This is a genomic window from Psychrobacillus sp. FSL W7-1457, assembly GCF_038593405.1.
In the GTDB taxonomy this organism is placed as follows: domain Bacteria; phylum Bacillota; class Bacilli; order Bacillales_A; family Planococcaceae; genus Psychrobacillus.
In genome coordinates this window covers 2,303,605-2,318,158 of sequence record NZ_CP151993.1, presented here as the reverse complement: position 1 = coordinate 2,318,158, position 14,554 = coordinate 2,303,605, and the positions used below count along the sequence as shown (strand labels likewise).

Genomic DNA, 14,554 nt, shown 5'->3' with positions numbered 1-14,554 from the left:
ACACTTAGGAGTAGAATTTCGGGAAGCAGAGGTATCTCCAGTTTACATAACGAAATAACCTTGCATCTAAAAGGAGTTAAGCTATGAACATCAGTGAAGATTTTATGAAAAATCTAATTAAGCCGAGAGAACCTATCTTTGTTGAAATGGAGAGCTATGCAAAAGAAAACCATGTACCAATTATGCAATTGTCTGGAATGGAAGTATTGCTACAGTTACTCTCTTTACAGAAGCCAACCTCTATTTTAGAACTTGGAACAGCAATCGGTTATTCTTCTATGCGCATGGCCGACAAACTAGATGCTTCTATTGTCACAGTAGAGCGTGATGAGCAAAAAGCAATGCTAGCTAAGAAATATATTAACCGAGCCAACTTGGAGGAACGCATCAGAGTCATTATTGGAGACGCCTTAGAGTTAGATGAGGAAGCTTTGAATTATCAAAGATTTGATGCTATTTTTATTGATGCTGCAAAAGGACAATATAAAAAATTCTTTGAAAAGTACGCACCTTTGTTAAACGATAGGGGCGTTATTTACTGTGATAATATATTGTTAAACGGTCTCTCCGAGCTTCCAATAGAAGAGGTGCCGAGAAGGAAAAGAACCATGGTGCGAAACCAGCATCAGTTTATGGAATGGTTAATGCAGCATCCAGACTATGACACAGCATTCTTTTCTGTTGGAGACGGAATGCTAGTAAGTATAAAGAGGTGACAAGCATGAAAAAAGCAGAATTACTAGTGACACCTAAAAATGTAGAGCACATACGAGAGCTTCTACAGGCGGGTGCAGATGCTTTTTTAGTAGGCGAACAGTATTTTGGGTTAAGGCTAGCAGGAGAATTTACACTAGATGATATTCAAGCAGCGACAAAGCTAGTAAAAGAACATAATAAAAAAATATACGTTGCCATGAACGGCATTTTTCACAATGACAAAGTAGATGAACTTGGCCCTTATTTGCAGAAAATACAAGAAATCGGTGTAGATGCAATTGTATTTGGTGACCCGGCAGTAATTATTGCAAGGAGAGAGGCGGGAGTTACAATACCTCTTCATTGGAATACCGAACAAACAGCTACTAATTTCTTTACAGCAAACTATTGGGGAAAACGTGGTTCTACAAGAGCTGTTTTAGCTCGTGAGCTTAGCTTAGAAGAAGTGATAGATATAAAGGAAAATGCAAAAGTCGAAATAGAGGCGCAGGTGCACGGAATGACGTGTATGTTCCAGTCAAAGCGATCTTTAATCGGCAACTATTTTCTTTTTCAAGATAAAGCAATGGAAGTGGAAAATCGCTCTCAAAATAGAAATATGTTTTTACATGATAAAGAGCGATCGAATAAGTACCCTATCTTCGAAGATCAAAATGGAACCCATATTTTTAGTCCCAATGATATTTGTATGATTGATGAGTTAGATGAGTTTTTAGATGCAGGAGTGGATAGCTTGAAAATTGATGGCATTCTCCATGAAACGTCATATGTAACGGAAGTCACTAGCTACTATCGTCAGGCAATTGACGCGTACTATGAATCACGATCAGCTTATAAAGAGATTAAAAAGGAACTATTTAAGAAAATTGAAGCTATTCAACCTCCACTTAGACCCTTGGATACCGGATTCTATTTTAAAGAAACAGTATACTAATTGCGTAGCTCTTAGCTGAAATTATTTTCGGTTCAGAAAGGACAGAATTCATGTGATAAACACGAAAATAGATGAAATAAGTGAATTAGTCGACGGCAAACGTGTCATTACGAAAAAGCCTGAGTTATTGGCTCCGGCCGGTAGTCTAGAAAAATTGAAAATTGCTGTCCATTATGGTGCAGATGCAGTATTTATAGGTGGTAGAGAGTTTGGCTTACGTTCAAACGCAGGTAATTTCTCCATTGATGAAATGCGTGAGGGTGTCGAGTTTGCCAATCGATACGGAGCAAAAATTTATGTTACAACTAATATCTTTGCTCATAACGAAAATATGGACGGGCTAGAGGATTATTTAAAGTCAATAGAGGCTGCAGGAGTAACTGGAATTATTGTTGCAGATCCTTTAATTATAGAAACCTGTAGGGAGGCAGCTCCTAAGTTAGAAATTCATCTAAGTACTCAACAATCCCTTTCTAACTGGAAAGCAGTCCAATATTGGAAGGAAGAAGGCTTACACCGAGTTGTTTTAGCTCGAGAAACAAGCGGTGAAGAAATAAAGCTAATGAAAGAAAAAGTGGATATAGAGATTGAGACATTTATCCATGGAGCTATGTGTATAGCATATAGCGGTAGATGTACACTCTCTAATCATATGACTGCTCGTGATTCCAACAGAGGCGGCTGCTGTCAATCATGTCGTTGGGACTACGATCTCTACGAAGCAAGCTCTAATGGAGAAGAGAAAGCATTATTTGAAGAGGAAGATACTCCTTTTGCTATGAGTCCAAAAGATTTGAAGCTAGTTGAATCTATTCCTAAAATGATTGAAATGGGAATTGATTCACTAAAAGTAGAAGGCCGTATGAAATCTATTCACTATATAGCTACAGTTATTAGTGTATATCGTAAAGTCATCGATGCTTACTGTGCGGACACAGAAAACTTTGTTATGAAGCAGGAATGGTTGGAAGAGCTTGAAAAGTGTGCAAACCGAGAAGCAGATACAGCATTCTTTGAGGGTGAGCCTGGTGTTGAACAACAAATGTATGGCGTTCATGACAAAAAACTTGGATATGACTTTGTTGGGCTAGTTCTAGACTATAACGATGAAACACAAGTAGTAACATTACAGCAGAGAAACTACTTCAAGCCAGGAGATGAAGTGGAATTCTTTGGACCCGAAATCGACAACGTTCGATTAGTAATTGGTGAACTTAAAAATGAAAAGGGAAAAGTTCTAGATGCAGCAAGACATCCCTTAGAAATAGTTCAATTTACATGTCCGACTAAATTATATCCAAACAACATGATGAGAAAGGGGTTAAACTAATGGCTAAACGTACTCCGCTTATCATAGGTATCACTGGTGGTTCCGGTTCAGGAAAGACCAGCGTTACCCAAGCAATTAGTGAAGTTTTTAAAGACCATTCAGTAGTAGTTATTGAACAAGATTATTATTATAAAGACCAAAGCCATTTAGCTTTTGAAGAAAGATTGAATACAAATTACGATCATCCCTTTGCTTTTGACAATGACCTACTTATTCAGCATGTAAATGATTTGCTGAACGACAAAGCAATTGAAAAACCAATTTATGATTACGCACAGCACACGCGTTCAAGCGAGACAGTCCTGATCCAACCAAAGGATGTAATTATTTTAGAAGGTATACTAGTGCTAGAGGACGAGCGTTTAAGAAACCTCATGGATATTAAATTATTTGTAGATACAGACTCAGATTTACGTATTATTCGAAGAATTTTACGTGATATTCATGAGAGGGGCCGTACGGTAGAATCTGTAGTAGAGCAATATTTAACAGTCGTTCGCCCGATGCATAATCAGTTTATAGAGCCTACTAAAAGATATGCAGATGTAATTATTCCTGAAGGCGGTCAAAATGAGGTAGCAATCGATTTAATGGTTACAAAAATAAAAACTATTCTTGAAACTAATGCTATTGTATAATATGATGATGAAAGATTTACAAATATTTCATTAAATTCATATCATTTTAACTCGAAGCATATGAATAGGAAATATATGTTTATAAAGAGGGATTTTAAAGGAGTGTATGGAAGTGTCAACTGAGAAACAATTTCCGATGACTGTAGCAGGTAAACGTAAACTAGAAGAAGAATTAGAAGTATTAAAAACTGTAAAACGTAAAGAAGTCGTAGAACGTATCAAAATAGCTCGTAGCTTCGGTGATTTATCGGAGAATTCGGAGTATGATTCTGCTAAGGAAGACCAAGCTTTTGTTGAAGGAAGAATCTCTACAATTGAATCCATGATTCGAAATGCTGTGATTATCGAAGAGGAAGATAATAATGATGTTGTCTCTTTAGGTAAAACAGTAACATTTGTTGAAATTCCAGATGGAGATGAAGAAAGCTACACAATCGTTGGGTCTGCTGAAGCTGATCCTTTAGAAGGTCTTATCTCAAACGATTCTCCTATTGCTAAAGGCTTACTTGGAAAAACAACAGGAGATAAAGTGAAAATCCTTACTCCAGGCGGAGAAATGGATGTAGAAATTATTTCTATTTCATAAAAAACATTATATTTTAAAAATGAGGAGTAGACATTTATATGTTTACTCCTCATTTTAAATTTCAGGAAAATGAATTTTAGAGACAAAAGTCTCTTTGTATATGTAGAGGCAGGTGTAGGAGGAAGTCGAGACTCTTTCTTTTTGTTCACATTAATTCAACTTTAGTAGCTTACATGATTTTCTAAGAATAGAGTAGAATTGATCTCCGCTTTCGGCGGACGCTTTCCGCGGGGGGAGCGATAAGCCATCACCCATCGCTATCGCGCGTGGTTGTGATGTCTTATCTGTCTCCCTCCTCCCGCTGGAGTCGCCGCCTGTCGCTTCAATCAATATAGATAAATTAGCGATTAACTAGAAAATGTTATTAATAAGATGCAACTAACAGAGTCCATTTCATAAATGAAAACCACACAAATGAACCATGCCTTTTAGAGATTTTCTAAGAATGAAGTAGAATTGATCTCCGCTCTAGTCGGACGCTTTCCGCGGGGGGAGCGATAAGCGATCTCCCGTCGCTTATTGATATCTATAATGGATTTTGTTTTCTCCTCTTTAAAATTCTTCAACATATAATTTTTGGAATAAAAATGAGACTTGCTAAAAGGATTTTTATGTATTAAATTAGTTAGCACCTAATGTTATGAAACTTAGTGTCTATATTCACGTCTAATATTAATAGTTCTCTATCTTTAAAAGGAGGAAGAGTATGTCAGAGCAAAATCAAAGAATTAATTCACGCTTAAACAAAAATAATCGTAAGAAAAAAACAAATACAATATTGAATGTCCTAATTGGAGTAGTTCTTCTGTTAATCATTATAGTTGTTGTTAATTTAGTGACAGGTGATAAAGAGGAAAAAGATATTGCCCAAGACCCAAAGGAAACTGAATCCGTTTCAGAGAGTAGTGAAGTCGAAGAAGAGGAATCAGAAGACATTGAATTGACTACTGAGGAAATAGCCGAAGAGGACGAACAAAACGAAACAGCCACTGAAAACAATGATTCGACCACAGAGTCAGGCTCATCTTCTGACGGCTCAAATGAAATTACAGAAGAATCCGATGATCCAAATGTTGAGGCTGTGGTAGTAGACCCTTCATGGGAACCAATAGGGACAGCTCAAGTAGGAGAACATGTCTCGAGTTATACGAAGGATACAGTAGATTGGGAAGAGAAGGTTGACGCATTAGCTTACGCGGCAAACTTAGACCCTTCTAATATGATTGTCCAATTTCTGGGTAATGGTGGAAGTCCACAAAAATCTATAGGAACCGTTACATCTAAAGATGGAAAAGAAATTTATCGCATATCTTTAGAATGGGTCGATGGTCAAGGGTGGAAGCCAACCAAAAAAGAAAAGCTGTTATCAGCAAAATAAATATACAATGTGGGAGCGGTACTTGACTAAAGTGCCGCTCTCCTTTACTTTAAAAGAAGTACTTTTAGAGAGGGGTTTTTAATAATGAAGATTGCTGTAATTGGAGCAATGGAAGAAGAAGTAGAATTATTAAGAAATGCGGTTGAAAATGCAAAGACTATAGAAATTGCAAATAGTGAGTTTACAACTGGTACATATAAAAGCCATGAAATAATCCTGTTGAAAAGTGGAATTGGTAAAGTTAATGCAGCCATGTCTACTGCTATTCTTTTAAATGAGTATAAGCCAGATTATGTCATTAATACAGGATCTGCTGGCGGATATGATCCTCAGCTAGAAGTAGGAGCAATTGTCATTTCAGATGAAGTTCGACATCATGACGTAGATGTAACTGCATTTGGATATGAGATGGGACAGGTTCCTCAAATGCCACCTGCATTTAAATCGGACGAGCGTTTAATGAAGCTTGCAGAAGATGCGGTAAATGAAATCGGTGAGCATCAGGCCTCAACAGGCTTAATTGCTACTGGTGATACCTTTATGCATAATCCAGAACGAGTAGAACTAGTTCGGAGTTATTTTCCTTCTATGAAAGCTTGTGAAATGGAAGCTGCTGCCGTCGCGCAGGTTTGTCATCAATTTTCAGTGCCATTTGTAGTTATTCGGGCTCTTTCCGATATAGCAGGAAAAGAATCCTCGATTAGCTTTGATGAGTTTCTGCCAGTTGCAGCTAAGCATTCCACACAAATAGTGCTTCGTGTAATTGAAAACATTTAGTTGTCATTAATTGGACAAACTATAGCATAGAATGCATGTAATTAGTATTTCCTATATGTGCTATGATGAAAGTATTAAAAGCTTTCCACAATAGTCTAGGGGGAGATCAAATGGTTTTTATCATGGCTATGTCTGTTTTGGTTACAGCTGTATTAGCATTTGTAATGATTGCCGAAACAAGTGAAGATTAATTTTCTCTAGCTCTCTTGGTGTTTGATCCATCAAGAGAGTTTTTTTCATGGATGTAATACTGATAGAGCTTTACAAGCGCACGCTTTTCAATACGAGAAACATAGCTTCTTGAAATTTTTAATTGCTTAGAAATTTCTTTTTGAGTCATTGGCTCATGGCCTAATAGTCCATATCTACGAACGATGATATCTAGCTCTCGTTTCTCCAGTTGGGATAGGTGTTTATATAAACGATTGGTATCTTCTTCTTCCACTAGCTGTTCGTCCGAGCTTTTATCCAGTCCTTGTAGTAAATCGGTGATTTCTAAAGAATGTCCATCTTTATCCATTCCAATAGGCTCATGTAAAGAAATATCCTTTTGAACTTTTTTTAATGAACGCAAATACATAAGAATTTCATTTTCAATACAGCGAGCAGCATATGTTGCTAATTTTGTTTTCTTGGTAGGTGTATAGCTATTAACAGCTTTCATCAGCCCAATTGTCCCTATTGATATATAGTCATCTAAAAGCTCATGCTTCGGATGAAATTTCTTAACTACGTGTGCAACAAGCCGCATATTACGTTCGATTAGTTCATCTCTTGCTGTGAGGTCTCCATCTAGAAAACGTTGAATCATTACTTGTTCTTCCTCCGGAGAAAGGGGCTGATGGAACGCCTGCCCTTTTAAATAACCAAGCACAAGTGGCAAATCGATGACCATGTTTATAAATGCGGTTAGAAGACCGGAAATTATGTTCACCTCCATCTAGTTATACTTTCAATATATGTGGAATTACGACAAAATATGAAAAAAACGACTGCATTTGCAGTCGCCTTTTAAGAAATATATAATTGCTTAAAGCATATCAGACCTTTTTTAAAGTAAAGGTACTAATCATTAATAATGCAAGAATAATAAATAAAAACATGTACGTAACTGGCGGAACAAAATTAATAGCGAAGTATGATAATGTTAAAATTACTCCGGCAACCGTAATTGGTAGTCCTGTAAAAAATCCATTTGACTCAGAAATATTAAAGCGGGCTAATCTAAATGCGCCACAAGCTATATATATAACAGTAATAATCATTCCTGCAATACTAAATTCCTGTAAAACTAAGGAGTACATTAAAAGAGCAGGTGCAATTCCGAATGATATAATATCACTCATCGAATCTAATTGTTTACCAAGCTCTGACTCTAAGTTGAATCTTCTGGCAACCATGCCATCAAAACGATCTAATAAGCCTGCTATAAATATAAATAACACGCTAAACGTGTAGTATTCATTTACTGTAGCCATAATTGCTGCTCCACCGAATGCTAAATTACCAATTGTTATCATATTAGCAGCCTGCGTTTTTAGTTTTTTTATTGTTTGAGTCATAGCATTTTGTAAATACATTGCAAATCACTCCTTTACAAATAACATATTTGTTCATTATACTTCGAGTAAACAAAAATTGTAAGTAAATTTTTATAGGGAGACTAAGAAATGAAAGAAAAAATATATCAATCTATGATTGAGCTGACCAATGGTAGGTGGTCATCATCTTTAATCAAAGGCTTTGCTCAGTCTAATCTCAGTAAGAAAATAATACCTGCCTATATGAAACATTTTAATATAGATCCTTCTGAAATGCCATGTCATCTCCATGAATTTTCTACATTGCACGATTTTTTTGTTCGCCCATTAAAACAAAATAGTAGAAATATAGACCCTGCTGCCAACGGAATTATAAGTCCAGTAGATGCGACTATTGAAACTTTCGGGGATATAACGTATGATGGAATTTTTCATGTAAAAGGAAAACCATACACGCTTTATGATATGCTCGGCTCCGACAAAATAGGTAAAGAATATGAAAAAGGTAAATTTATCATTTTATATTTAAGCCCGGCGGAATATCACCGAATCCATTCCCCAATTGATGGTAAGGTTACTCGACAGTATGTACTAGGAAAAAAATCCTATCCAGTGAACAAATGGGGTCTAGCTTATGGTAAAGAAACAATTAGTGGCAACTATCGGCTATTAACAGAGCTTTTGATGCCTAATGATAAGCGTTGTTTTCACATTAAGGTGGGGGCAATGTTCGTCAATTCCATTGAACTTACTAATAGGGAGTTAGAATGGAAAAAGGGAGAAGAGGTAGGTTACTTTTCTTTCGGTTCAACAGTAGTTTTGTTATTTGAAGAAGACAGTATAGAGTTTTCAAGAGAAATAACTCCTGGAAAGTTTATTCGAATGGGTGAGAGAGTCGCAAATATGCTATAATCGTTAAAGAAAAAGTGTCGAAGTGGAGTGTTTGTCTTTGTATTCAAATTTTATACCAAGTGAATTTGTTAGAAGTGTCTTTCATATAACACCGGAAATGTTAAAGGAAAAAGGCGTAAAGGCAATTATTACAGATTTGGATAATACATTAGTTGAATGGGATCGACCAGATGCAACCCCTAAGCTAATAGAATGGTTCACTAATATGAAAGAAGCAGGTATTCAAGTAACCATTGTATCCAATAACAATGAATTACGTGTTAAGTCATTTGCAGATCCATTAGGGATTCCTTTTATATATAAAGCAAAAAAGCCTTTAGGAAAGGCTTTTCGTCATGCTCTAAGTATAATGTCCGTTAAAAAAGAGGAAGTTGTAGTTATTGGTGATCAGCTATTAACGGATGTCTTTGGCGGAAATAGACAAAAGCTCCATACCATTTTAGTGATACCTGTCGCAAAATCAGATGGTTTCGTGACGAAGTTCAATCGTATGGTGGAGAGAAGAATTTTTAGTTACTTGGACAAAAAAGGACAAGTTACATGGGAGGAAGAAGCGTGACAGAAGCACCAAAATGTATAGGTTGTGGAACAGTAATCCAAACCGAGGTAGTTGGAGATCCAGGATATGCTCCTGTTTCTTCGTTAGAAAAAGAGGATATTATTTGCCAACGTTGTTTTCGTTTAAAAAATTACAATGAGTTGCAGCCGGTATCTTTAACCGACGATGATTTCTTAAAAATCTTAAATGGTTTAGGAACAAAAAAAGGACTAATAGTGAAGATTGTAGATATTTTTGATTTTAACGGAAGCTGGCTACCTGGCCTACACCGATTTGTTGGTAACAATCCAATACTATTAGTAGCAAACAAAGCAGATTTACTGCCTAAATCCGTAAAGAAAAACAAAGTAATCAATTGGATGAAGCAAGAAGCAAAAAAACTAGGCTTATCACCAATTGATGTTCTATTTGTCAGTGCACATAAAGGTACTGGTATGCCAGAAGCTATGGAAGCCATAGAGCATTATCGTAAAGGTGAAAATGTTTACGTAGTAGGCTGTACCAATGTTGGTAAATCTACATTTATAAACAGGATTATTAAACAGGCTACCGGAGTAGAAGCAGTTATCACTACTTCTCATTTTCCTGGGACAACCTTAGACATGATTGAGATACCTTTAGACGATAAAAAAGCTCTATATGATACTCCAGGAATCATTAATCATCATCAAATGGCCCATTTCTTAGATCCATCGGAGCTGAAATATATCACACCTAAAAAAGAAGTGAAGCCAAAGGTTTTCCAACTAAATAGTGAGCAAACCCTCTATCTTGGAGGACTTTCCCGATTTGATTTTATAAAGGGCGAACGATCTGCCTTTACTTGTCATATAGCAAACGATATTCCAATTCATCGTACGAAGCTTGAGAATGCTGATACTTTATGGCAAGAGCATCGCGGTCAATTGTTGTCACCACCTTCTGAGAAATTTATAGACCTATTACCACCTTTAGTAAGACATGAATTTAAGATAAAAGATGATAAAACGGATATCGTATTTTCAGGACTTGGTTGGATAACTGTGCAAAAAGGCGGAGTTGTGATAGCAGCCCATGCTCCTGCTGGTGTAGAGGTTTCTATTCGTCCATCTCTTATTTAGGGGGAAGTAAGTTTGAAGAAATGGTTTGCAGTCATAGGTAATCCAATTGCCCATTCTTTATCACCTTATATGCATGATGCTTGGCTACAGGAGCAAAATATCAATGCAAGCTACATTCCTATTCATGTGAAGGAAGGGAAGCTAAAGGACGCTATCGAAGGTTTAAAGCTTCTAGGGTGTAGTGGATGGAATGTAACGGTACCATATAAAGAAGCCATCATTCCTTTTTTGGACCGCCTGGATGAATCAGCTGCCAAAATTGGAGCTGTAAATACAGTCGTCAAAACAGATGAAGGGGAATTCGTGGGCTATAATACGGATGGATTAGGATTTATCCGTTCGCTTGGAGAAACCGACCAATCCAATAAAATATTGATGCTCGGGGCAGGCGGGGCAGCTAGAGGAATTATATTTGCCTTTAAGCAGCTGGGATATAAAAATCTATCAGTTGCAAATCGTACATTAGAAAATGCAAAAAAACTTGTAGATGAGCTTCAATTTGGTCAAGCAATTACATACCTAGAGGCAGAGGAACAATTACAATCGTTTGATGTGGTTGTTCAAACAACTCCTCTTGGTATGAAAAGTAATAGTAAAGAGCTTCCTATTCAACTCAAAGGTATTAAAGAGTATACAATTGTTGCGGATATTGTATATAATCCTTTAGTTACCCCTTTTTTAGAGGAAGCAGAAAAGTACAATGTTCGAACAATTAACGGTTTAGGTATGCTTGTACATCAAGGTGCCTTAGCTTTTTCATATTGGAACGGAAGTTATCCGAATACAGATGATATGATTCAACGATTGACAGAGCAATTAGGAGGATAATATGTTAACAGGTAAACAAAAAAGATTTTTACGTAGTCAAGCTCACCATCTATCACCAATATTTCAAGTAGGTAAAGGTGGAGTAAATGATGCAATGACTAAGCAAATTAGCGAAGCATTGGAAGTACGTGAATTGATCAAAATCAGTATTTTACAAAACTGTGAGGATGAAAAGCACGAGGTGGCAGAAGCACTTGCAAAAGGCACTAGAGCAGAGCTTGTCCAGTTAATCGGTTTAACGGTTGTTTTGTACAAGCAGTCTAAAAACAACAAACGAATTGAGCTTCCAAAAGTGAATCGTGCATGACAAAAAAAGTAGGGATATTGGGGGGGACTTTTAACCCTCCACATATTGGCCACTTAATCATTGCAAATGAAGTGTTTCATGCACTTCATTTAGATGAAGTAAGACTGATGCCGAATGCTATTCCTCCACATAAATCAAAGGATACAAGAGTGACTTCTGAACAGCGATTAGAAATGCTAAAGCTTGCTATTGAACAGGTGCCATATATGGCTATTGAAACGATTGAGCTTATTCGAGGGGGAACCTCATATACTGTTGACACGATGCAAATATTAACAGAGCAAGAAGCAGACACCGAGTTTTATTTCATCATTGGCGGAGACCAGGTAGAGTATTTATCTAAATGGCACCGTATTGACGATCTATTAAAATTAGTGCGTTTGGTTGGTGTTGCAAGACCAAATACCTCTATCGTTTCTGCATATCCTATTATTACCTTAGATATTCCCCAGATCGATATTTCTTCTACTGTCATACGGGAACGACTGAAGAATGGAGAAACAACAAAATTTCTAATTCCTGCTCAGGTTAGAGAATACATTCAAAAGGAGAATCTGTATGAAATTTGAATCTATGCTTCTTCAAATGAAAGACAGAATGCCGGAGCGCCGTTTTATCCATACGAGAGGTGTAGCCGAGACAGCTACACAGCTTGCAGCTAAATACGGTGAGGATATAGAAAAAGCTGAAATTGCTGGCATATTACATGACAGTGTAAAATATGCAGAAAAGTCCTGGCTGAAAGAAATAATTATCTCAGAGCAAATGGACCCGATGCTTTTAAATTTTCATCATGAATTATGGCATGCTCCTGTGGGAAGCTATGTAGCAAGGCAGGAGTTTAATATTGAAGACGCGGATATTCTTAATGCTATTCAGTATCATACGACGGGCCGGGCAGGGATGTCTAACTTAGAAAAAATCGTCTATATTGCAGATATGATTGAACCTAGTAGAAGTTTCCCTGGAGTAGAAGTATTAAGGGAAATTGCAAATCAAGATTTAGAAGAAGGGATGCTTAGTTGCGTCCAGCACAGCATGACATTTTTGATCAAAAAAAGACAGCCGGTTTTTCCGGATTCATTTCATTGTTATAATGACTTGATACAAAAGAGAGGAAAAGTGAAAGAATGACTTCAAACAAATCATTAGTAGAAATAGCTTATAAAGCGGCAGACGACAAAAGAGCGGAGGATATTGTAATTTTAAATATGCAAGGCGTATCTTTACTTGCGGATTACTTTCTAATTTGTCACGCTAACTCAGATCGTCAAGTTCAAGCGATTGCAAAGGAACTGTTTGAACAAGCAGATAAAGCTGGATTCAATGTAAAACGTATGGAAGGCTTCGATGAGGCTCGTTGGATATTAGTTGATATGGGAGACGTGGTAGCACACGTATTCCATAAAGATGAGCGCTCTTATTATAACCTAGAACGTCTATGGGGCGATGCTCCAATGATTGAAGTAGGACATGACGCATAATGTCTACTTACGACCAGTTCGCCTTCATCTACGATTCGTTGATGTCAGATATACCATATGATAAATATGCAGAATGGGTGCTGGCTAAAGCACCTATTTTGAAAAATAAACGTTTAATGGACATAGGCTGTGGCACAGGTGTACTAAGTGTCAGCTTTGCAAAAGCTGGGTATGAAGTGATCGGCATTGATTTATCTGAGTCAATGCTGACAGTTGCCCAAAATAGAAGCACCGAGCAGAATACAGATATAACGTTTGTGTGCCAGTCTATGACCGATATAGATGGTGTTTCCGATGTAGACGTTGCAGTGATAGCGATAGATTCATTAAACTATCTGGAAACTTTAGAAGAGGTAGAACAAACCTTTCTACAGGTCTATTCTACATTGAATGAAGAAGGTCAGTTATTCTTTGACATTCATTCGGAATATAAAATGAATCATATATTTCCTGATGGACCATTTACATATGAAGATGAGCAGGTAGCTTATATATGGAACACGGAGCAAGGAGAAGAAGAACATTCTATTTACCACGATATTACTTTCTTCGTCCGTGATGCGGCATCAGGCTATTACGAAAGATTTGAGGAATCCCATTACCAAAGAAGTTTTCCTCTTGAAGTTTATATAAAACTTCTAGAGCGTGTAGGATTTTCGCAAGTTTATACGGAAACGAATATTTTTGACGAACAGCCCACCGATGAAATTGAAAGATATTTTATACGTGCAGTGAAATAACTCTTTTCAAGAAGAGGTAAATTTGGTATATTTTGTACATCTCCATATCATTTACCTCTTTAAGAAAAGAGGCTGATGCATGATCCCCAAGATTAAACCTAGTAAGCTTAAAAAGCTGATACTCCCTATTGGAGTATTAACTCTCCTAGTGTTTCTATTTCTTCAAAAGCAATTTTTTTCAGCTGTCCCCTCGGCTGAACCAATACAACCCTCCCTTTTAGACGATACAAACTTACAAGAAACTGTAGAAACAATAAACATTGAAGAAGATAACTCCATATTTATAGAAGTTAAAGGAGCTGTCCAAAATCCAGGAGTCTATGAACTCGAAAATGGTGATCGGGTGTTAACTGCTATAGAACTAGCGGGTGGGTATTTGCCTGAAGGTGATAGTAAAACAATTAATCATGCTCAAAAAGTAGAAGATGAGATGATAATTTATGTCCCTTTAGTTGGTGAAGAGGTTGTAACCCCTGCTAATTCCGCTACCAGTTCATCAAAAGATCAGCTGATTAACATTAATAAAGCAGATATACAAGGCTTGACCTCTTTACCTGGAATAGGTCCGGCAAAAGCTGAAGCTATTATTTCTTATAGAGAGGAAAATGGTGGTTTTAAATCTGTTCAGGATTTAATGGAGGTTACTGGAATCGGTCAAAAGACTTTTGAAAAGCTTGAAACTTATATCACTGTTAAATAATAGGCTTGATTGAAGTTTATCCA

At 36.9% G+C, this 14,554-nt stretch carries 20 protein-coding genes; 18 read left to right on the top strand and 2 right to left on the bottom strand.

Annotation, left to right across the window (positions count from 1 at the left end; all coding sequences use genetic code 11):
- Nucleotides 1-83: 83 nt before the first annotated feature.
- From NSQ95_RS11310 to NSQ95_RS11275, 8 genes are all read left to right on the top strand, one after another.
- Complete coding sequence (locus NSQ95_RS11310) at nt 84-716, top strand: O-methyltransferase (protein ID WP_340883191.1); 633 nt, start codon at nt 84-86, stop codon at nt 714-716.
- A 5-nt stretch (nt 717-721) separates the two neighbouring features.
- On the top strand, nt 722-1,651 hold the full coding sequence (locus NSQ95_RS11305) for a peptidase U32 family protein (RefSeq protein WP_340883192.1): 930 nt from the start codon (nt 722-724) through the stop codon (nt 1,649-1,651).
- A 55-nt stretch (nt 1,652-1,706) separates the two neighbouring features.
- Entirely contained in the window at nt 1,707-2,981 is a 1,275-nt protein-coding gene (locus NSQ95_RS11300; protein ID WP_340885930.1) for a U32 family peptidase, read from the top strand.
- Nucleotides 2,981-3,619, top strand: a complete 639-nt coding sequence (gene udk, locus NSQ95_RS11295; RefSeq protein WP_251555599.1) for a uridine kinase — start codon at nt 2,981-2,983, stop codon at nt 3,617-3,619. The genes NSQ95_RS11300 and udk overlap by 1 nt, the downstream gene beginning before the upstream one ends.
- Before the next feature lie 112 nt (nt 3,620-3,731).
- Nucleotides 3,732-4,205, top strand: coding sequence for a transcription elongation factor GreA (gene greA, locus NSQ95_RS11290; protein WP_251555598.1), 474 nt, complete (start codon nt 3,732-3,734; stop codon nt 4,203-4,205).
- A 706-nt stretch (nt 4,206-4,911) separates the two neighbouring features.
- Nucleotides 4,912-5,583 (top strand): YrrS family protein, encoded by a 672-nt coding sequence (locus NSQ95_RS11285; protein ID WP_340883193.1) that lies wholly within the window; start codon nt 4,912-4,914, stop codon nt 5,581-5,583.
- Nucleotides 5,584-5,667: 84 nt separating this feature from the next.
- Nucleotides 5,668-6,360, top strand: a complete 693-nt coding sequence (mtnN, locus tag NSQ95_RS11280; RefSeq protein WP_169358031.1) for a 5'-methylthioadenosine/S-adenosylhomocysteine nucleosidase — start codon at nt 5,668-5,670, stop codon at nt 6,358-6,360.
- Between the two features lie 62 nt (nt 6,361-6,422).
- Complete coding sequence (locus NSQ95_RS11275; RefSeq protein WP_340883194.1) at nt 6,423-6,551, top strand: hypothetical protein; 129 nt, start codon at nt 6,423-6,425, stop codon at nt 6,549-6,551.
- Here the strand turns inward: NSQ95_RS11275 and sigK are convergent.
- Together sigK and pssA are read right to left on the bottom strand one after the other, a co-directional pair.
- Entirely contained in the window at nt 6,548-7,285 is a 738-nt protein-coding gene (gene sigK, locus NSQ95_RS11270) for an RNA polymerase sporulation sigma factor SigK (RefSeq protein ID WP_169358308.1), read from the bottom strand. The two genes, NSQ95_RS11275 and sigK, sit on opposite strands and share 4 nt — an antisense overlap.
- A gap of 115 nt (nt 7,286-7,400) precedes the next feature.
- A complete protein-coding gene (pssA, locus tag NSQ95_RS11265) occupies nt 7,401-7,940 on the bottom strand; it encodes a CDP-diacylglycerol--serine O-phosphatidyltransferase (RefSeq protein ID WP_169358032.1) in 540 nt (179 codons plus the stop codon).
- 90 nt (nt 7,941-8,030) lie between these two features.
- On the opposite strand from pssA, the gene NSQ95_RS11260 reads away from it, so the two are divergent.
- The 10 genes from NSQ95_RS11260 to NSQ95_RS11215 all read left to right on the top strand — a co-directional run bounded on the left by NSQ95_RS11260 (nt 8,031) and on the right by NSQ95_RS11215 (nt 14,531).
- Nucleotides 8,031-8,813 (top strand): phosphatidylserine decarboxylase, encoded by a 783-nt coding sequence (locus tag NSQ95_RS11260; protein WP_340883195.1) that lies wholly within the window; start codon nt 8,031-8,033, stop codon nt 8,811-8,813.
- Nucleotides 8,814-8,850: 37 nt separating this feature from the next.
- On the top strand, nt 8,851-9,372 hold the full coding sequence (locus tag NSQ95_RS11255; protein WP_169358034.1) for a YqeG family HAD IIIA-type phosphatase: 522 nt from the start codon (nt 8,851-8,853) through the stop codon (nt 9,370-9,372).
- Nucleotides 9,369-10,472, top strand: coding sequence for a ribosome biogenesis GTPase YqeH (gene yqeH, locus NSQ95_RS11250; protein WP_298470404.1), 1,104 nt, complete (start codon nt 9,369-9,371; stop codon nt 10,470-10,472). The genes NSQ95_RS11255 and yqeH overlap by 4 nt, the downstream gene beginning before the upstream one ends.
- Before the next feature lie 12 nt (nt 10,473-10,484).
- Nucleotides 10,485-11,300: a shikimate dehydrogenase gene (gene aroE, locus NSQ95_RS11245; protein ID WP_340883196.1), complete on the top strand. Its 816-nt coding sequence runs from the start codon at nt 10,485-10,487 to the stop codon at nt 11,298-11,300.
- Nucleotide 11,301: 1 nt separating this feature from the next.
- Nucleotides 11,302-11,607 carry a ribosome assembly RNA-binding protein YhbY gene (gene yhbY / locus NSQ95_RS11240; RefSeq protein ID WP_169358037.1) on the top strand — a complete coding sequence of 102 codons (306 nt, stop codon included), beginning with the start codon at nt 11,302-11,304 and terminating at the stop codon, nt 11,605-11,607.
- Nucleotides 11,604-12,176 carry a nicotinate-nucleotide adenylyltransferase gene (locus NSQ95_RS11235; protein ID WP_340883197.1) on the top strand — a complete coding sequence of 191 codons (573 nt, stop codon included), beginning with the start codon at nt 11,604-11,606 and terminating at the stop codon, nt 12,174-12,176. Before yhbY ends, NSQ95_RS11235 begins: the two co-directional genes overlap by 4 nt.
- Complete coding sequence (gene yqeK, locus NSQ95_RS11230) at nt 12,166-12,741, top strand: bis(5'-nucleosyl)-tetraphosphatase (symmetrical) YqeK (RefSeq protein WP_169358039.1); 576 nt, start codon at nt 12,166-12,168, stop codon at nt 12,739-12,741. Before NSQ95_RS11235 ends, yqeK begins: the two co-directional genes overlap by 11 nt.
- Nucleotides 12,738-13,091 (top strand): ribosome silencing factor, encoded by a 354-nt coding sequence (rsfS, locus tag NSQ95_RS11225; protein WP_169358040.1) that lies wholly within the window; start codon nt 12,738-12,740, stop codon nt 13,089-13,091. The genes yqeK and rsfS overlap by 4 nt, the downstream gene beginning before the upstream one ends.
- The gene (locus NSQ95_RS11220) at nt 13,091-13,831 is read left to right on the top strand and encodes a class I SAM-dependent methyltransferase (protein WP_298470412.1); all 741 of its coding nucleotides are present in this window, start codon (nt 13,091-13,093) and stop codon (nt 13,829-13,831) included. Before rsfS ends, NSQ95_RS11220 begins: the two co-directional genes overlap by 1 nt.
- A gap of 79 nt (nt 13,832-13,910) precedes the next feature.
- Nucleotides 13,911-14,531: a helix-hairpin-helix domain-containing protein gene (locus NSQ95_RS11215; RefSeq protein WP_340883198.1), complete on the top strand. Its 621-nt coding sequence runs from the start codon at nt 13,911-13,913 to the stop codon at nt 14,529-14,531.
- Nucleotides 14,532-14,554 lie beyond the last annotated feature (23 nt).